The sequence below is a fragment of the Lentibacter sp. XHP0401 genome, assembly GCF_025751535.1.
In the GTDB taxonomy this organism is placed as follows: domain Bacteria; phylum Pseudomonadota; class Alphaproteobacteria; order Rhodobacterales; family Rhodobacteraceae; genus Lentibacter.
Genome location: NZ_JAOWLC010000009.1, coordinates 56,672 through 74,657 on the forward strand (window position 1 = coordinate 56,672; position 17,986 = coordinate 74,657).

General features: G+C 57.6%; 20 protein-coding genes. 7 read left to right on the forward strand and 13 right to left on the reverse strand.

Annotation, left to right across the window (positions count from 1 at the left end; all coding sequences use genetic code 11):
- Nucleotides 1-83: 83 nt before the first annotated feature.
- The 4 genes from OE750_RS12405 (at nucleotide 84) to aat (ending at nucleotide 3,266) form a co-directional block, all read left to right on the forward strand.
- Complete coding sequence (locus OE750_RS12405; RefSeq protein WP_263764554.1) at nucleotides 84-635, forward strand: LuxR C-terminal-related transcriptional regulator; 552 nt, start codon at nucleotides 84-86, stop codon at nucleotides 633-635.
- Nucleotides 636-777: 142 nt separating this feature from the next.
- A complete protein-coding gene (gene accB / locus OE750_RS12410; protein ID WP_263764692.1) occupies nucleotides 778-1,272 on the forward strand; it encodes an acetyl-CoA carboxylase biotin carboxyl carrier protein in 495 nt (164 codons plus the stop codon).
- A 9-nt stretch (nucleotides 1,273-1,281) separates the two neighbouring features.
- On the forward strand, nucleotides 1,282-2,634 hold the full coding sequence (gene accC, locus OE750_RS12415; RefSeq protein WP_263764555.1) for an acetyl-CoA carboxylase biotin carboxylase subunit: 1,353 nt from the start codon (nucleotides 1,282-1,284) through the stop codon (nucleotides 2,632-2,634).
- Nucleotides 2,631-3,266 carry a leucyl/phenylalanyl-tRNA--protein transferase gene (gene aat, locus OE750_RS12420; RefSeq protein WP_263764557.1) on the forward strand — a complete coding sequence of 212 codons (636 nt, stop codon included), beginning with the start codon at nucleotides 2,631-2,633 and terminating at the stop codon, nucleotides 3,264-3,266. Before accC ends, aat begins: the two co-directional genes overlap by 4 nt.
- Here aat and OE750_RS12425 read toward each other — a convergent pair.
- From OE750_RS12425 to OE750_RS12435, 3 genes are read right to left on the reverse strand one after another with little or no spacing between them, the layout of a single operon-like run.
- A complete protein-coding gene (locus OE750_RS12425; RefSeq protein WP_263764558.1) occupies nucleotides 3,230-3,589 on the reverse strand; it encodes a DUF2155 domain-containing protein in 360 nt (119 codons plus the stop codon). The genes aat and OE750_RS12425 overlap by 37 nt on opposite strands.
- Nucleotides 3,586-4,041: an outer membrane lipid asymmetry maintenance protein MlaD gene (gene mlaD / locus OE750_RS12430; RefSeq protein WP_263764559.1), complete on the reverse strand. Its 456-nt coding sequence runs from the start codon at nucleotides 4,039-4,041 to the stop codon at nucleotides 3,586-3,588. Before mlaD ends, OE750_RS12425 begins: the two co-directional genes overlap by 4 nt.
- Nucleotides 4,042-4,055: 14 nt before the next feature.
- A complete protein-coding gene (locus OE750_RS12435) occupies nucleotides 4,056-4,439 on the reverse strand; it encodes an NADH:ubiquinone oxidoreductase subunit NDUFA12 (protein WP_263764560.1) in 384 nt (127 codons plus the stop codon).
- A 214-nt stretch (nucleotides 4,440-4,653) separates the two neighbouring features.
- Here OE750_RS12435 and OE750_RS12440 point away from each other — a divergent pair, with 214 nt between their 5' ends.
- Nucleotides 4,654-6,381 carry an FkbM family methyltransferase gene (locus OE750_RS12440; protein WP_263764561.1) on the forward strand — a complete coding sequence of 576 codons (1,728 nt, stop codon included), beginning with the start codon at nucleotides 4,654-4,656 and terminating at the stop codon, nucleotides 6,379-6,381.
- 73 nt (nucleotides 6,382-6,454) lie between these two features.
- Here OE750_RS12440 and clpX read toward each other — a convergent pair whose 3' ends face one another.
- The 9 genes from clpX to OE750_RS12485 form a co-directional block, all read right to left on the reverse strand.
- Entirely contained in the window at nucleotides 6,455-7,720 is a 1,266-nt protein-coding gene (gene clpX, locus OE750_RS12445; protein ID WP_263764563.1) for an ATP-dependent Clp protease ATP-binding subunit ClpX, read from the reverse strand.
- 127 nt (nucleotides 7,721-7,847) lie between these two features.
- Entirely contained in the window at nucleotides 7,848-8,480 is a 633-nt protein-coding gene (locus OE750_RS12450; RefSeq protein WP_263764565.1) for an ATP-dependent Clp protease proteolytic subunit, read from the reverse strand.
- A 222-nt stretch (nucleotides 8,481-8,702) separates the two neighbouring features.
- Nucleotides 8,703-9,971, reverse strand: coding sequence for an NAD(P)/FAD-dependent oxidoreductase (locus OE750_RS12455; protein ID WP_263764566.1), 1,269 nt, complete (start codon nucleotides 9,969-9,971; stop codon nucleotides 8,703-8,705).
- Nucleotides 9,972-10,000: 29 nt separating this feature from the next.
- A complete protein-coding gene (locus OE750_RS12460; RefSeq protein WP_412176228.1) occupies nucleotides 10,001-10,699 on the reverse strand; it encodes a c-type cytochrome in 699 nt (232 codons plus the stop codon).
- Nucleotides 10,683-11,276 (reverse strand): thioredoxin family protein, encoded by a 594-nt coding sequence (locus OE750_RS12465; protein ID WP_263764570.1) that lies wholly within the window; start codon nucleotides 11,274-11,276, stop codon nucleotides 10,683-10,685. The genes OE750_RS12460 and OE750_RS12465 overlap by 17 nt, the downstream gene beginning before the upstream one ends.
- A gap of 93 nt (nucleotides 11,277-11,369) precedes the next feature.
- On the reverse strand, nucleotides 11,370-12,431 hold the full coding sequence (locus tag OE750_RS12470) for a c-type cytochrome (protein ID WP_263764571.1): 1,062 nt from the start codon (nucleotides 12,429-12,431) through the stop codon (nucleotides 11,370-11,372).
- A complete protein-coding gene (gene soxC / locus OE750_RS12475; protein WP_263764572.1) occupies nucleotides 12,415-13,692 on the reverse strand; it encodes a sulfite dehydrogenase in 1,278 nt (425 codons plus the stop codon). Before soxC ends, OE750_RS12470 begins: the two co-directional genes overlap by 17 nt.
- A gap of 253 nt (nucleotides 13,693-13,945) precedes the next feature.
- On the reverse strand, nucleotides 13,946-14,239 hold the full coding sequence (locus OE750_RS12480; RefSeq protein WP_263764573.1) for a DUF1330 domain-containing protein: 294 nt from the start codon (nucleotides 14,237-14,239) through the stop codon (nucleotides 13,946-13,948).
- A gap of 191 nt (nucleotides 14,240-14,430) precedes the next feature.
- A complete protein-coding gene (locus OE750_RS12485) occupies nucleotides 14,431-14,973 on the reverse strand; it encodes an AAA family ATPase (protein WP_263764574.1) in 543 nt (180 codons plus the stop codon).
- A gap of 353 nt (nucleotides 14,974-15,326) precedes the next feature.
- On the opposite strand from OE750_RS12485, the gene OE750_RS12490 reads away from it, so the two are divergent.
- A complete protein-coding gene (locus OE750_RS12490; RefSeq protein ID WP_263764575.1) occupies nucleotides 15,327-16,406 on the forward strand; it encodes a GSCFA domain-containing protein in 1,080 nt (359 codons plus the stop codon).
- Nucleotides 16,403-17,068, forward strand: a complete 666-nt coding sequence (locus OE750_RS12495) for a hypothetical protein (protein WP_263764576.1) — start codon at nucleotides 16,403-16,405, stop codon at nucleotides 17,066-17,068. The genes OE750_RS12490 and OE750_RS12495 overlap by 4 nt, the downstream gene beginning before the upstream one ends.
- A 7-nt stretch (nucleotides 17,069-17,075) precedes the next feature.
- On the opposite strand, the gene OE750_RS12500 is transcribed toward OE750_RS12495, so the two are convergent.
- Nucleotides 17,076-17,855: an SDR family oxidoreductase gene (locus tag OE750_RS12500; protein ID WP_263764577.1), complete on the reverse strand. Its 780-nt coding sequence runs from the start codon at nucleotides 17,853-17,855 to the stop codon at nucleotides 17,076-17,078.
- Nucleotides 17,856-17,986: the final 131 nt, after the last annotated feature.

The window sequence follows — 17,986 nt, forward strand, 5'->3', positions numbered from 1 at the left end:
TCAAACACCGCATTCTCCGCTCAATCAATGCTGTAGAAATACGCGCCCTTGCTGCGCCCGTGAAAAGCAGTCAAACTCGTGCCATGACGCAGCCCACCCAACATGATCTGGCCTTCACTCACGCCCCTATCGGGCTTGTGGTGTTGGAGAACCGCATCATCAAATCAGCCAATGCGCTCTTTGCCGAGGTCTTCGGCGGCACACCGGAGAGCTATATCAATACGCCGCTGGAAGCGCTCTACCCCAGCCGCGAGGATTATGAACGCATCGGCGCGCGTGGCCTTGCCGTCATGCGCACAACAGGCCGCTACGCAGACGAGCGTATCATGCGCCGCCGCGCAGGCGCGCTTTTCTGGTGTCGCGTGCGCGGCCAAAGCCTCACCCCTGACGCTCCCTTCCGCCATGGCGTCTGGAGCTTTGCCGACCTCTCCCAGGAGCGTCCCCTTGTCGCCCTCACAGTGCGCGAGCGCGAAGTCGCCATGCTCACCTGCCGTGGCCTCACCTCCAAAGAAATCGGACGCGAACTGGGCCTCAGCTACCGCACAATCGAAGTCTACCGCGCCCGCTTGCAAGAGAAGTTCGGCGCGCGCAAACTGGCCGAGCTGGTGGCCAAACTCTCGGGAATGCCGCTATGAAGCACAATTTCCCCTCGCAATTTCCTGCCAAAAGCCTCAACACTTGCGTAAGATATCTGGCTTTTCACGCCCAAAAACTTCGCCTATAAGGCGCAAAAACCTGACGCTCCGTAAAGCACGGGGCCAATAAACCGAGGACATGATGACAAAAAAAGACGGCACTCATGACACCGACGTGGCTTTCATCGAGGCACTGGCGAAAATCTTGGGCGAGAACGACCTCACCGAGCTCAACGTAAAACGCGAATATGGCGATAACGACAGCCTGAATGTCCGCGTCAGTCGCAAAGCCGAAGTGGTGCAGCACGTTGCAGCCCCCGTGGCCGCTGCCGCGCCTGTTGGCGCTGCCCCTGCTGCCGCACCCGCCGCAGCCGCGGCACCTGTTGAAGATCCTTCAAGCCACCCGGGCGCTGTAAACTCACCGATGGTCGGCACAGTTTACCTTCAGCCCGAGCCCGATGCGCCTTCCTTCGTTTCTGTTGGCCAGCGCGTCAGCGAAGGCGATACACTGCTCATCGTCGAAGCGATGAAAACAATGAACCACATTCCCGCCCCCAAATCGGGCGAGGTCAAGCGCATTCTCGTTTCCGATGGCGATGCTGTCGAATATGGCGCCCCCCTGATGATTATCGAATAAGGCTCTGATATGATTGAGAAAGTCCTTGTCGCCAATCGCGGTGAGATCGCCCTGAGGGTCATTCGCGCCTGCCGTGAGATGGGTATCCGAAGCGTGGCCGTGCACTCCACAGCCGACGCTGACGCGATGCATGTTCGCATGGCCGATGAAAGCGTCTGCATCGGCCCCGCGCCGAGCACCGACAGCTACCTGTCGATTCCCGCAATCATCGCCGCCTGCGAAATCACCGGCGCCCAGGCCATTCACCCGGGCTATGGCTTCCTCTCCGAGAACGCCAATTTCGTGCAAATAATCGAAGATCATGACCTGATCTTCATCGGCCCGACAGCCGAGCACATCCGCGTCATGGGCGACAAGATCACCGCCAAAGAAACCATGATCAACCTTGGCGTTCCCGTTGTTCCGGGTTCCACTGGCGGTGTCGCCACGCTGGAAGATGCCAAGCGCATCGGCGAAGAGATCGGCTACCCTGTCATCATCAAAGCCACAGCGGGTGGCGGCGGCAAGGGCATGAAAGTGGCGCAAAATGCCGCTGAAATGGAAAAAGCCTTTCAGACCGCCCGCGCCGAAGGCAAATCGAACTTCGGTAACGACGAAGTCTATATCGAGAAATATCTCACAACCCCCCGCCATATCGAGATTCAGGTGTTTGGCGATGGCAAGGGCAATGCTGTCCACCTTGGCGAGCGCGACTGCTCGCTCCAGCGCCGCCACCAGAAAGTGTTCGAGGAAGCCCCCGGCCCCTCAATCACCGCTGAAGAACGCGCCAAAATCGGCAAGGTCTGTGCCGATGCTGTGGCCAATATCAACTACATCGGCGCGGGCACGATCGAATTTCTCTATGAAAACGGCGAGTTTTACTTCATCGAAATGAACACCCGCCTGCAAGTCGAGCATCCTGTCACCGAAGCCATCTTTGGTGTCGATCTGGTGCGCGAGCAAATCCGCGTTGCCGAAGGGCTGCCGATGTCGTTCACGCAGGACGACTTGCAGATCAACGGTCACGCCATCGAAGTGCGCATCAACGCCGAAAAACTGCCAAACTTCTCGCCCTGCCCTGGCAAGATCACGCAGTTTCACGCGCCGGGCGGCCTCGGCGTGCGGATGGATAGCGCGCTTTATGACGGTTATTCCATCCCGCCCTACTACGACAGCCTCATCGGTAAGCTCATCGTCCATGGACGCGACCGCCCGGAAGCGCTCGCGCGTCTCAATCGTGCGCTTGGCGAACTCATCGTCGATGGTATCGACACCACTGTGCCGCTCTTCCACGCGCTGCTGGCCGAAGAAGACATCCAGACCGGCGGATACAACATCCACTGGCTGGAACACTGGCTCGAAACACACTTCGGAGAGGCATGAGCCTCACCCCCGAAGTTGTGCTTCATGCCTATGCTTCGGGCGTCTTTCCGATGTCCGAAGGCCGTACCGACCCCGAGATATTCTGGGTCGATCCGCGCGAGCGGGGTGTCATCCCGCTCAACGGCTTTCACATCTCCCGCAGTCTCGCGCGGCAGATGAAGAAAGGGGGCTACATCCCTGCAATCAATTATAACTTCTCCGAAGTGATCACGGCCTGCGCTGACCGTGAAGATACGTGGATCAACGCCGGTATCGAGCAGGTTTTCAACGAGCTTCATGAAGCTGGCTTCGCTCATTCTTTTGAAATCTGGCAAAATGGCGCGCTCATCGGCGGCACTTACGGCATCACGCTCGGCCGCGCATTTTTCGGAGAAAGCATGTTCAGCCGTGCCACAGGTGGGTCAAAACTCGCCCTCGCCCATCTGGTCGATCACTTGGCGCGCACGGGCTTCACGCTCTTTGACACACAGTTCCTCACGCCTCACCTCGCCTCTCTCGGCGGCATCGAGATCAGCCGCGCCAGCTATCGCGCCCAACTCGCCGAAGCGTTGAGCAGCAGAGCCGATCTGTTCTCGAAGGAATTAGAGCAAGATCCTCACTGCGTCTTGCAGCGAGTCACCCAGACATCATAACGCGCATGGTCCAGCGCATTGAGCGCAGGCGATGAAGCAATCATCCAGCCCGAAAACATCATGTCCGATTTGCCGATCTCGCGGATCGTCAGAAACGCATAAGCATCGCCCGAAGGGTTGCCGGCAGGGTAACGACATTCGCCCAGCGAGACCACAAGCCGCCCGTATTCAATACTTGTGCCATTGGCCAGCTCAAGGTCGGTTGTCTTGCCATTCACCTTATCAAGCCCGCGCAAGACCGCACCGGCCCCAAGGCTGACGTCCTCGGCCTGTGCGGCACTTGCAGCCAGCGCAAAAGCCAGAACAGCCACGCGCAAGCTCATTCACTGCTCTCCGAGTCGCCGGCTACAAACTTGAGCAACAGGGAAATCAGCGAAACAGAGCCCTGGGTATCGAGAATTTCGTCGCCCTGCTCATAGAAAAACGGCGAGCCACCCGGCATAATCTCAACGAAATTACCGCCCAGAAGCCCCTCCTGGCTCACAATCACTGCGCTGTCATCAGGGATCTGCACCCCTGTTTTCACGCTGATCGTGGTATCGGCGCGGTAGGTTTCGGCATTCAGCGAAACATCCGTCACCGTGCCAACCTTCACACCGGCCAGCCGCACATCCGTGCCGACAGTGACCCCCTCAAGCGAGCGGAACGAGGCGCTCAAAGGATAGCCCGCGCCCTGCGCTGCAAAGCCTGTTGCCTGCCCTGTGTAGAGCACAAACGCCACCGCTGCCGCCAAAACGGCCCCGCCGACCAAAACTTCTGTTGTATTTTCCGACATATCGCGCCCGCCCCCTACTCGGGAACCCAAGCCTCGTAATCGCGCCGCTCTTTCGGCTCAGCGCGGCGCAAAGAGCCGTCTGGTGCATAGGCCAAAGGCGTGCCCGTGAGGTTTGCTTCATGCGGCTTTTCCCAAGCCTTATGCGGCAAAGGCGCGTCTGTGGGCGTTTCCTTGAACGTGTGGTGCAGCCAGCCGTGCCAGTTCGCATCAATGCGGCTTGCTTCGACCGTGCCGTTAAAAATCACCCAACGGCGTTTCCCGTCGCGGCTCGTGTAATAGACATTGCCCTGCGCATCTTCCCCCACGCGCTTGCCTTTGCGCCATGTGTAAAGCTGTGTGTTCAGCGTCGAGCCGTTCCACCATGTGGCCACTCGCAGGATTGATTTCAAAATGCCCATATGAGCCTCCACAATTCTCGGCCCAGATATGGCCCAAATCTCGGCCAAGGTCCAGCCTCGCCTCACGCAAATGAGCCTATGGCGCGAAAACTTCGCGCATCTTCGCTCAAACTCGTAGCTCCCTCACCACAATTTTGCTAACATCCTAAAAACATAAGCAGCCGAGCAGCGCAAAATGAACACCCGAACCACTTCTCCCCATGTCGCAGAATGCATGGGTGTCAAAGTTCCACCATCTCCCTACCTCACCGAAAAACGCATCGAGCGCATAAACGCCGCCCGCTACGAGGGGCAGGAAATCGCAGGCGCCTTGCATGTCGTCGGGCCTGAAGACCGCGTTGTGGAGATGGGCGCAGGCCTCGGCATCGTCGGCGCGGTTACTCAATGCAATGCCCGCCCCGCGGCCATGGTTTCCTTTGAGGCCAACCCCAACATGATCCCGCATATCGAGGCGCTCTATGCTCTCAACCGGATCAAATCCAAGATCACGCTGCACAACAAGGTTCTGCTCACCGAGCCTGAACCACCTGAAAGTGTTGATTTTTTTCTGCGCAACAGCTTCCTCGGCTCGTCCCTCACCGACAGTGAAGCCCGCGAAACAACCGCCGTCAGCATCCCGACAGCGCATTTTGAAGAGTTGCGCACAAGCTTCAAACCCACCGTCCTTCTGATGGACATCGAAGGCGGCGAACTCGACTTCTTGCGTCATGCCAACCTTGAAGGCATCCGCGCCATCGTGCTCGAATTTCACCCCGAGGCTTACGGCAAAGACGGCATGCGCGAATGCAAGGATATCCTGCGTAAAGCAGGCTTTTCAAAGGTCAACGAGGTCAGCACACGGCTGGTCTGGACCTGTCTGCGCGGCCCCGATGTGCCAAAATCAGCCCCCGACCCCGAGGAAGGCTGGTCACGCAAGATCACAGAAGTCGAAGACGCCATCGTGGTTCCGCCCGCAGTGGCAGGGCTTGTGCAGCCCACAGGGGTTCTCACCGCCAAGGGAGCATATGTCAACCAAGGCGCGCTCTGGCGGCGCACACGGCCACTCACAGAAGCCCCGGCAATGCCCGAAACCGTGCCGGAAACCCTTGAAGGCACGTGGCTCTGGGGCGGGCAACTCTGGCTGCACTTCGGGCATTTTCTGGCCGAAAGCACGCCGCGCCTCTGGGGGCTTCAGGCCTATGAGGGCAAAATCGACGGGATTCTTTTCACCCCCAAGCGCCCGCGCAACGCCGATCTGGTCAAGCGCTGGCAATGGAAGTTCCTTGAAGAGTTGGCCCCCGGCCTGCCCGTACGTGTTGCAAAAGCACCCACCCGCGTTGAGCGCCTTATCGTGCCGGGTCAGGGCTTTGGCCTTGGCAAAATCTCGCGCGGCACCCCCGAGTTTCGCACCTTCATAGCCGGAGCATTCGGCGCAACCATCTCGCCTTCTGGCCCGGACAAGCTTTATATCTCACGCTCCAAATTCGAGTTCCGCAAAGGCTCGCTTGTGGGAGAAGGTGAGCTTGAAACCCAGCTCGCAGCGCAAGGCTATGAAATATTTCATCCCCAAGAGCATGATATCGCAACACAAATCGCGCGCTACAAGGCCGCAAGCCATATCATCGCCGCCGAAGGCTCCGCGATTCACCTTGCCGCCATGGTTATGGGCCCACACCAGAAGCTTGCCATTGTGGTGCGCCGCCGCTCTTCCGCCACCGACTATATCGAGACCCATCTACAGTCCTTCGCGGGCGTCACCGCACTCAGCGTTGATGCCCTTGTGCGCAGCTGGATGCCCGAAGGCGAGCGCAAGGCACGCCATGCGATTGGTGAAATAGACTTTCCCAGCCTGCAAAATGCACTGCTCGCTGGCGGATTTATCGAACCTTCTGCGCAGGTCTGGGAAAATTTCTCTCAATCCGGCGTTCAGGAGCTTTTGGGCGGCAAGTTCCGCCCCGTTTGATCCCGCTCCAAAAAGAAAAGCCCCGCGCCTTGAATGAGGCTACGGGGCTTTCACATTTCAAGCAGGCCTGGCTTTAGCTGGCCGCGCCTTCCTTTTTCTTCTGGTCCGCATAAATGATCAGCGGCTGTGCATCCGACGTAACAGCCTCTTCATTCACAACAACTTCCTCCACGTTTTCAAGTGCAGGCAAATCAAACATTGTGTCGAGCAGAATGTCCTCGAGGATCGAGCGAAGCCCGCGGGCCCCTGTCTTGCGCTGGATCGCACGGCGCGCGATCGCTTTCAGCGCATCATCGGTAAAGGTCAGCTGCGCATTTTCCAACTCGAACAAGCGTTGATACTGCTTCACAAGCGCGTTCTTCGGCTCGGTCAAAATCGTGACAAGCGCATCTTCGTCGAGGTCTTCCAGCGTTGCCAAAACAGGCAAACGGCCGACAAACTCGGGGATCAAGCCAAATTTGAGCAGATCTTCCGGCTCAAGCGATTTGAACGTCTCGCCAATGCCGACAAGGCTTTCGTCACGCACATCCGCGCCAAAGCCCATAGCCGAGCCTTTGCCGCGCTGCTTGATAATCCGGTCAAGGCCCGCAAAAGCGCCACCGCAGATAAACAGGATGTTCGTGGTGTCCACTTGCAGGAATTCCTGCTGCGGATGCTTGCGCCCGCCCTGTGGCGGCACAGAGGCAACCGTACCTTCCATCAGCTTCAAAAGCGCCTGCTGCACACCCTCGCCGCTCACATCGCGGGTGATCGAAGGGTTTTCGGATTTGCGAGTGATCTTGTCGACCTCGTCGATATAAACGATCCCGCGCTGCGCACGTTCCACATTGTATTCAGCACTTTGCAAAAGCTTGAGAATGATGTTTTCAACATCCTCGCCCACATAGCCCGCTTCGGTCAGCGTGGTCGCATCCGCCATGGTAAACGGCACATCCAGAATCCGCGCCAGCGTTTGCGCCAGCAAGGTTTTGCCACAGCCCGTCGGGCCGATCAGCAGGATATTTGATTTCGAAAGCTCGATATCGCCGCCCTTCTGGGCGTGATTGAGGCGTTTGTAATGGTTGTGCACCGCAACAGACAGCACGCGCTTGGCCGTCGCCTGTCCGATGACATAATCATCCAGAACACCGCAAATTTCTTGCGGCGTCGGCACACCTTCGCTCGATTTGAGGCTGGAGCCCTTGGTCTCTTCGCGAATAATATCCATGCACAGTTCGACGCATTCATCGCAGATAAACACAGTCGGCCCCGCAATCAGCTTTCGCACCTCGTGCTGGCTCTTGCCACAAAAGCTGCAATAAAGCGTGTTCTTGCTGTCACCGCCTGAAGTATTCGCCATCAGTTCGCCCTTTCCGGCCTTCGTCTCGCGCTCGGCTTTGGCCTCTGCGCTTCGTGCTAGGGGTGCAGCTTAAGTCAGCCAGCCCCGCGCCACAATCTCAAATTCGTCTTCCCGCCCTCACAGGCGGTCAGGCGTCTGCGTCACCCGCTTTTTCGCGGTTGGTGACAATCTCGTCAATCAGGCCCCAGTCCTTGGCTTCTTCAGGGCTCATGAATTTGTCGCGCTCAAGCGCTGCTTCCACATCGGCAAGCTTCTGCCCGGTGTGGTGCACATAAATCTCGTTGAGGCGGCGCTTGAGTTTCAGCGTCTCTTCCGCGTGAATCATAATGTCGCTGGCCTGCCCCTGATAGCCACCCGAGGGCTGGTGCACCATCACGCGGCTGTTGGGCAACGAGAAGCGCATGCCCTTCTCACCCGCAGTCAGCAAAAGCGAGCCCATGCTCGCCGCCTGGCCAATCACCAGGGTGCTCACCTTCGGCTTGATATATTGCATCGTGTCATAGATCGACAGACCGCTTGTCACCACGCCGCCGGGCGAGTTGATATACATGCTGATCTCTTTTGAGGGATTCTCTGCCTCAAGGTGCAAAAGCTGCGCCACAATCAGGCTGCTCATCCCGTCATGGACAGGGCCGCTGAGGAAGATAATCCGCTCCTTCAGAAGGCGCGAAAAGATGTCATAGGCGCGTTCACCACGGCTCGTTTGCTCAACAACCATAGGCACGAGCGTATTCATGTATGTCTCAAACGGGTCTTTCATCTTTTCCTGCCTGCTTTTTGGGTCTCTTGCGATCTGTATCGGATCATTGCTAACAGAGTCTTAGTGGTGCGCTCCAAGGGCCGCAAGGGCACTCGGGAAAACGAGCGGAAAAACTTGGTTAACAAATTGTGAACAGAAAGCAGGTTGTGAATAAAAACCGGGCGCGGGTTTTCACCCGCGCCCTGTCCCGATCTGTAGGGTGGGTGCAAACCCACCAGTCCATCAGCTGCCGAACATATCGGCCGTAATCCCGGCATACCAGCCGATGCTTTCTTCATAGGTGGCCTTGCGCAGCGCCGCGTCCTCACCCGTTTGGCTGACAAACCCGTCAACACTGACGATTTTCTCATCCGTCGCCTCGTAAGTCGCACCGACTTTGACACCATCGTCAGTCTCAATCAGGCTCCAGCAAGTGTTGGAGAACTTCGCAGGGAACACCTTGCTTCCCGTCAGCGCGCCCCTCACGGCCATAGCACAAACCTTGGCTTGAGAGTTGGCAGAGAAGCCTGATTTGGGCATATCCCCCTGATTGCTCGCATCGCCCAGAACATAGACATTCTCGTCCATCCGGCTCTGCATTGTGTGGCCGATCACAGGCGCCCAGTTGCCCTCGTTCACACCGGCAATCTCGCAAATCCGCCCCGCTTTCATGGCAGGAATAACGTTGCACACATCAACTTTGGTGACTTCTCCATCAATGCTCACCGTCATCTCGTCGGCGTTCACCTCTACATTGCCGCCGCCGAAATCAGGGCCAACCCAGCTCACCATGCCGTTGTAATGCTTGCCCCAGCCCTCTTCAAAAAGCGCCTGCTTGGAGAAGTTGGGCTTGGGGTCCGCAATGATAATCTTCGCGGTCGGGTTCTTCTCTTTCAAGACATGCGCCACCATCGAAATACGCTCATACGGCCCGGGAGGGCAGCGGAACGGGTTGGGTGGCGCGACCATGGCATATGTGCCGCCTTCCGGCATCGCCTCGACCTGCGCCTTAAGCAATTCGCTCTGCGAGCCAGCCTTGTAAGCATGGGGCATCTTGTTTTGCTTGCTTACGTCCCAACCGGGCACAGCACCGTCAACAAAGTCGATCCCGGGGCTGAGGATAAGCTTGTCGTAAGGCAGCACAGCACCGCCCGCGAGGGTTACGGTCTTGGCATCGCGGTCAACGCCCACGGCCCAGTCGTGCACCACGTTGACACCCGCCTTGGCCAGCCCCCCATAAGAATGCCCGAGCGAGCTGATCTCGCGGAAACCGCCGATATAGAGGTTGGAGAAAAAGCAGGTGTAATAGGCACGCGTCGGCTCGATCAACGTGACATCTATCTCGCCGTTGCTGTCTTTCGCCAGATAGCGCGCCGCCGTGGCCCCGCCCGCGCCGCCGCCGATGACAATCACCTTGCCGGCACCACCGCCTTGCGCGCGCACATGCGGCGCACTCAAAAGCGCTGCTGCCGCTGCGCCCGTTCCGATAAAGGCTCTTCTGTTCAGTGTCATTTGGTCGTCCTCCCTTTTATAACAGCCTGTTATTCAATGCTCTTAAAGTAAGCCGCAAGCGCCGCAATCTCCTCATCGGTCAACCTTGAGGTCATCATCTGCATCACAGGATGCGGCCTGATCTTACGTTTGTAAGCGTGCATCGCCACCACAAAGTCTTCCTCGGGCCAATGGGTGATCGAGGGAATACCTTCATCGCTCCCACTGCTCTGGTGACAAGTGGTGCATTCGCTTGCGAGGTATTCACCATATTCAGGGTCCCCCACAATCGCGAGGATCTCGGGGGACAACTCCACCTCCCGTGGCACACCCGTTGGCTGCGCTTCCGGGATGTTCTGCGGACTGTCGGAAAAGGTCCGCAGATAGGCCAGAAGGTCTGCCCGCTTTTCAGGCTCCTTCACACCGGGGAAGTTCATCCGCGTCCCCGTCACCAGCGCTTTGGGATTCTCGATATAGGCATTGAGCGTTCGCAAATCCCAGACAAGCCCGTTCTCCCCTTCACGCAGCAATCCCTTGGAATACCGGTAATCTTCCGCAAACGCGCCCGCCTTACGGCCAAAAATACCGTTCAGATGCGGGCCCACACGGTTTTCCGCGCCAAAGCCGATCTGGTGACAGGACGTGCAGGTGTGGAACACCTTTTCACCACGCTCCGCATCGCCGATCTCCTCGGCCTGCGCGGTCCCGGCCACAATAACAAAAGCTAAAGCCTTACCAAACGTCCGGATCAATCCCTTTTTCCTCCAACTCGGCAAACTTGTCCTGCAAATAGCGCTGGAACGTCTGCCCCTCAAATTTCTCTTCCGCCACATACTCAAGCGACGACAAATAATGAAACGGCTTCAAATAACCGGGCATGCGAAATGTCTGAGCTTCTTCAATGCTTTGCGCACCACTGTTCAAGCTGTGCATCAAAATCGTCGTGGGCGTGAAATTCACCCCCCACTTGGCCGCAAGGTCGCGCTCTTCCAGCGCCTCGCCGTCAAAGTCGAGCACCTCACGCGCGCCAAACATATCGAGCTGGATCACATCATAATGGGCCTTGATATAATCGGTGAGTTCGCTCCTCGCAAAATTCACCTCGTGCAGTTCGCGGCAATAGGGGCAGCCGTTCTGCTCATAAAGGATCATCAGATGACGGCCCTTGTCCGCTGCTGCGGCAAGATCGTCTCCAAGTTCTAGAAATGTATCGGAAAACCAGGGTTCCTTGTGCAAACCGTCATCGCCCAGCTCCGCGGCAAAGCCCGCTCCCGCCGTGCCAAGCGCAGCCGCGCTCGTGACTGTAAACTGCCGTCTTGTAAGCATTGCCCCTCCTCCCAAAGGTTCCTGCCACACAGCATGCCACAGATTCGCGCCGCGGCAAAACGGGGGCGCCGGAACAGCGCCCCCGAAGGTCCCTTATTCAGGGAATGATTTCAGATATTCCGTCACGGCGGCAATATCTTCTTCTTTCTTGAGGCCCGCAAAAGACATTCTGGTCTTATTCACAAAGGCCCTCGGCTTGGCCAGATACGTCGCCAGATTGGCTTCGTCCCAGATCACGCCCTCTTCACCCATTTCAGCCATGGTTTTGGAGTATTTGAAGTCGTCACGGTGGCCAAGAGCCGCCCCGACAACCCCGTTCAGAATCGGGCCTGTGCGGTTCTTTGCGCCTTCGCCAACCTGATGGCAGGCTTTGCATTGCTTGAAGACTTTTTCACCCTCGGCAACCAGATCCATGTCGAGCGCCGCTTCGGTCACCACAGCTTCTTCAGCGACAGGTTCTGCCGCCGCTTTTTCCTCGACAGCTTCCTCTGCAACAGCTTCTTGAGCCGCAGGCTCCGCCTCGGGGTCGTCAGGTGAGTTTGGATCGCCCTTGAACACAACGTTCTTGGTGATCTTCACTTCGCCCTTACAATTCTCCATGCAGGGCTCGCGGACAAAATGCGCTTCCGAAGTCAGCCGGTCATCAAGGATAAACCCGTCCGCATTCGGCATTTCCACGTCCAGAAATGTCTCTTTGGACAGCACAAAATCATCATCCACAAGATCGTTGGAGAAGAGAATGTAAGCCGTGATCGCATAGACTTCGTCAGGCGTCAGTGTTTGCGCGTTACCAAATGGCATCGAGCGGTTCACGTAATCCCAAGTCGTTGAAAGATATGGCCAATAAGAGCCAACCGTTTTCAACGGATCTTTACGGTCAAGTGTTCCCATGCCACCTGCCAGCTTGGGCCAGTTGCCCACACCTTCGGCAAAGTCACCGTGACAAACGGCACAGTTGTCGGCAAACACGGTCTCACCCGTCCACACATCGCCCGAGCCTTCCGGCAAGCCTGAACCATCGGGATGGACATCCAGATCCCAAGCCGCAACCTCCGCATCTGTGGCCACGCGGCCAAGGCCGAATTTTTCCGCCGCCGCAGGGCTGGCCGCAACCAGCGCAAGAGCCGCAACTGTCAGTTTAAGATACTTCGACATTGTCTGCCTCCCCGTTTGGTTGCACCCACCATGTCTGGATGCCGTTGTTGTGATAGATCGAGTTCTCGCCGCGCACTTCGCGCAGCTCGTCTTTCGTGGGCTGCACATAGCCTGTCTCGTCCATCGCGCGGGCCTGAAGGAACATCTCCTCGCCCTCCCATGTGGTGTCGAGATAGAAGCGTGTCAGCGCCATGCGCTCACCCGGCTTCGCAAGCCGCGCGGTTTCCCACGTTTTGCCACCGTCTTTTGACACATCCACACGCGTAATCGCGCCACGGCCCGACCATGCAAGCCCCGTGATAACAAGCGGTCCCTTGCCATGCTTGATAGGCATCTGCGGGCTCGGGCTTGTGATGATGGATTTCGCATCCATCGCCCATGTCCACTTGCGGCTTGTGCCGTCTGCCAGCGTGTCGGTGTATTTCGAGGTTTCTTCGCGGCTTTCAACAGCAGAGTCGCTCACATCAATACGACGCAGCCACTTGACCCACATGTTGCCTTCCCAGCCGGGAACACACAGGCGCACAGGGTAACCGTGCTCCATGCGCAGCGCTTCGCCGTTGGCCTTAAAGGCCACAAGGCAGTCATCCAGCGCTTTTTCCATAGGGATAGAACGGCCATTTGAAGACGCATCCGCGCCCTCGACATAAACCCACTTGTCCGTGAGATCGCCCGCCGCATCAAGGCCTGCTTCTTCAAGCAATGTGCGCAGGCTCACACCGGTATATTCCATATTGTGGATCATACCGTGGGTATACTGCGCACCATTCAGCTGTGCACCGGCCCATTCCATGCCGGTATTCGCCGCACATTCGCAGAAATACACGTGGTTCTCACGGGGAAAACGCTCAAGATCCTCGTAAGTGAAAACCAAAGGCCGGTCTACCAACCCGTTGATCATCAAGCGGTAATCTTCTTTCTTCAGCTCGATAGCACCCGAGTGATGGCGTTCAAACGCGCAGCCCTGCGGGGTGATCGTGCCGTCAAGCGCATGAATGGGCGTAAAGTTGATCGAGCTGATAGCATCCGCTGTCAGCCATTCAACATTGCGCCGGATCACGTCGCTTTCATATTCAATCGGCAGACCATAAGGCGTGGCGTCAACGCCTTCGCCAAGGCCGCTGGCCCACTCCTGCACTTCAGTAATCAGCGGGTCGTCTGCCCGCGCCGCACCGGCCACTGCCGCCACTGGCACAGACGCGGCCGCCGCTTTTAAAAAAGCGCGGCGCGATGGCCCTTTAATTCCCGAGCTATCCGTCATCGAATCTCGCCTCCCTGTTTTCGATCTTATTCACAATATTGAATTTAACTTCGTTTGTATACCGTCATATTCAGTTCAATGCATGGCTTTTGCCGCGGCAGCCGCAGCACCACTGGGGAGCACCAACTTCTATAGCGCAATACAGCGAAATTCCTGACACCCGACAACGGCCCGGTTAAGCCACCCTGCCCCAAACCTGACATGCGCCTCACCGCAGGCCAAGGGCTGCTGTGCGGGGCTTTGCTACGCTTAGCTATGGTAGCCTATCTACAAGAATTGCATTGAGCGTAGAGCCTGAACGACGCAACGCTGCTAGTGATTGAAATTCATCTGAATTCCAGAAATTGCGGGCGCTGCACCTGTCAGGAAACTCGATGATGAAAGCCGCGTCGGGCAACTCGTTGTTACCTTCCAGATGCTCTGGGTCACCGCCCCGCGTCAAAAATTCACCTGCGTTGTCAAAGACCACAGCTGGAATCTTAGCGAAGTATTCTTCCATCCAGTCACGGTTATGAATGTACATTTGGCCGATAACGAATGCAGGCATGTCTGGGCAATCCTCCGCTGGAGTCTCGGAACGTTTGGAGTTTCAAGATGACACAATTGGCGTGTTTAATCCAGCAACCAAGCGAGTGCTGAAATCACGGAAACTACTGTCCCAATGGCCTCATTGCCGACATTTTCCGCGTTGCGGCGTAAATAAAGGCGCTGAAAGACAGCACCCCCGGGACGGAGCGGTCATTCCTCGTTTAGGTGATCCACGACGAAAGCAACGCGTTCTTCGACTGACACCTTGGGAAGCTCGACAAGTTGGTAGCCGAAACGGGCATAAGTATCAGCCATGACTCGGTCAGTTGCTTCAGCTTCCTCTCGATCCTGCTTGCGTTCGGCGTCCTGACAGAAAATGGCTTCCCAATATGGGGTGATGAAGACTGTGCTGTTGTAGCGATATTTTTTCGCTGCGGCCTCCACATGGTCAGGAACAGGAAGGCTACAAAGCGTCAAATAGCCAACGACATCAGCAACTCCTCTGTCCATGAGGACCGGTCCTTCCAACGCAGATGCTTCGTGCCACGACCGCAACTCCCATCCGAGCATGAGTTCGGCAAACATGGCTCTGTCTGCCCAAGGCAATGCGGTTCCACCAATCTGGACCTGATCGCGAATAATCGCACGCCCAGCCTCAGGCATTGACGCAAATCCCTTGCTGTGCAGGGCGTCGATCAGAGTGCTTTTGCCGGAACCGGGACCACCGGTTATGACAAACATATGGTCACACATGTGCCATCCTAACTCTTGGATAAGGGACTGGAGGCGCAAACCACCGACCATGCTGGCTCTTTTATTGGTGTGCGTGGTTACAGGTTAACGTCAACAGCGATGGTCTGCAATGTGCTCTCAACCGGCATTCGCTGCACTCTGCACGAATGGCCGCTGCCGTGAACTGGCCATGGCTTTGCAAAGCCCGCTTCCTGCGCTTAGCTGCCGCCCAAGCATCGGTCAAACTGGCCTCCAAGCCACCCTTCGCGGCGACCCTCACAAAGGTCGCGCAAGCATCAAATATTTCTGGCCCTCCACAGCCCCGCTTGACGCGGCATGACCCAAAGGCGACACTCGCCAAAAACGAGGCCGTCATGAGCGACACCCCCTATTCTTCCCAGCCCCCCAAGGCCTTCTGGCGCACCGGCGTCGCCGATGCGGGCATCTATGGCTATGAAGGCCTCTTCCGCTCCAAATGGAAACTGCCCGCCAATGCCGCCTTCGCCACTTATGGCAGTTGTTTTGCCCAGCACATCTCGCGCGCGGTGCAGGCCAATGGCAAACCATGGGTTAATGCCGAGCCTGCCCCTGCCTCCGCCTCTGCGTCCGTTGCTTCAAAGTTCGGATACGGTGTCTATTCGTCGCGCACTGCCAATATCTATACCGCACGGATGCTGGAACTCTGGGTAGCTCTTGCCATCAAGCCCAAGCGCTGCGACTCCATCGAAATCTGGGAAGACGCGGCAGGCCGCTTCCGCGACTCCCTGCGCCCCACAATCGAGCCGGACGGCTTCGCCAGCCATGAAGACTGTATCGAAATGCTCAAGGCAACCGCCCGCGCTTTCAGGCGCTCGGCGCGCGAGGCACAGGTCTTTGTCTTTACCATGGGCCTCACCGAAGGCTTCGAGAATGCCGTCACCGGCCAGCCCTATGCCCTATGCCCCGGCACGCTCGCGGGCACTTATGATGCGGCCCAACACCGCTTTATCAACTATCGCTATCCGCAAATTCTCAAATCTATGAAAACCGCAATACAGGGTCTGCGGGCGATCAACCCCTCGCTCAAGTTCCTGCTCACGGTCTCGCCCGTGCCGCTCACAGCCACTGCTACGGATGATCATGTGCTGCTCGCCACACAATACTCGAAATCGGTCCTGCGCGCCGTGGCGGGGGACTTGGCCGAAGTGGCAGCCGATATCGACTATTTCCCCAGCTACGAAATCATCGCAAGCCCGCCCACACGCGGGCAGTTCTTTGCACCCAACATGCGCTCGGTCGAGCCTGACGGGGTCGCGCTGGTGATGGAGCACTTCTTCAAGGGTATGCGCTTTTCCAAGAAGCAACTGGCAGACAACGCCGCCGAAACAGCCCGTCGCGCCAGTATAACAGCCGAGACCGAGGCCGATGACCTCGCCTGCGAGGAAATACTGCTTGATCAAGGGGCGCGCTCATGACCCGCCTCATCGTTGTCGGCGATAGCCACGCTCGCGCCCTCGCCCTTGGCGCCACGGCTGCAGGCTATGAAACCCTCACCTACGCCAACTCCGCCGCCGCATGGCGCGATGGTGTCGTCCGCCTGCAATCGGATGGGACACTTGCATCCGATCGTTTCCGCGCCCGCCAGAAAATCGAGAGTTTCGCAGAAGAAGTCGGCACAACGCCGCCCCTCACATCAGGCGCGCCCGTCGTGGCCAGCATAGGGCATCACGCCTCGCAGTTCCTCACCGAAATGCGCATCAAGAAGCTTGGCCTCACAACCGTGCCAACCCGCTCAGCCGAAACCTTGCTGTCGCCTGCCTTCCTCACCGCATGGCTGGAAGACGCCCGCCGCGATGCGCTCGACGGCCTTGCAGCCATAGCCGCAAGCGCTCCTCTCGTCGTGGTGACCCCGCCCGCGTTTGACCGCAATCCATTGCTGCTCGCGCTCACCGACGCGCTCAACAGTCTCATCCGCGCCCATGGCCTGCCGCTCTATGATCCGAATGAAACGCTGGCTGACAATGACGGCACCTTGCCCGCAAAATTCGCCCATGAAGACGGCAAACACGGCAACACCATCTTTGGCGAAGCCGTATTCAATGACCTGTTAAAGTTAAAGCTTATTCCAAAGCCATAACAAATACTTACATCGTGGAGTTAACAGCGCCGCCATCGAGCAGAATGTTCTGCCCGACCATGAACCCCGCATATTGGGAGCACATGAACGCACAGGTCGCGCCAAACTCTTCCGCCGTGCCATAGCGCTGCGCCGGAATAGTGGCCTCGCGCTGCTTTTGCGCTTCGTCTGCTGTAATCCCCTGCGCGTTCGCCACGCCCGCATCCAGCGAGGTTGCCCTGTCTGTCGCATGTATCCCGGGTTGCAGATTGTTGATCGTCACACCGCTTCCCGCAACCTGCCGCGCTGTGCCTGCAACAAACCCGGTCAGCCCCGCACGTGCTGAGTTGCTCAAACCAAGCACAGGAATAGGCGCCTTCACCGACTGCGAGGTGATGTTCACTACACGCCCCCAGCCCTGTTTTTGCATATGCGGCACAAGCGCTTGCATCAACGCAATCGGCGTCAGCATATTCGCATCAAGTGCCGCGATAAAATCATCGCGCGCCCAATCCGTCCATGTCCCGGGAGGCGGACCGCCCGCATTTGTCACCAGAATGTCCACATCCCCTGCCGCAGCAAGCACTTTTGCGCGGCCCTCCTCGGTGGTCACATCCGCCGCCACAGCCGTTACCTCGACACCGTATTTCCCTGCAATATCAGCAGCAACAGCCTCAAGCACCTCGGCGCCACGCGCGTTCATCACAAGGTTCACACCCGCTTCTGCAAGCGCTTCGGCGCACCCGCGCCCCAAACCCTTTGAAGAAGCGCACACCAGCGCTCTCTTACCCGCAATTCCCAAATCCATCGTGCAAACTCCTTCTGTTTCACGCCCCACAAAAGCGCATATCCAAGAGGAAGACCAGAGCAACACCGCACACTTGCCGCGCTTTCGCCCCAATCCTATGATAGCCGCTTTACTGAAATACCCACCACAAT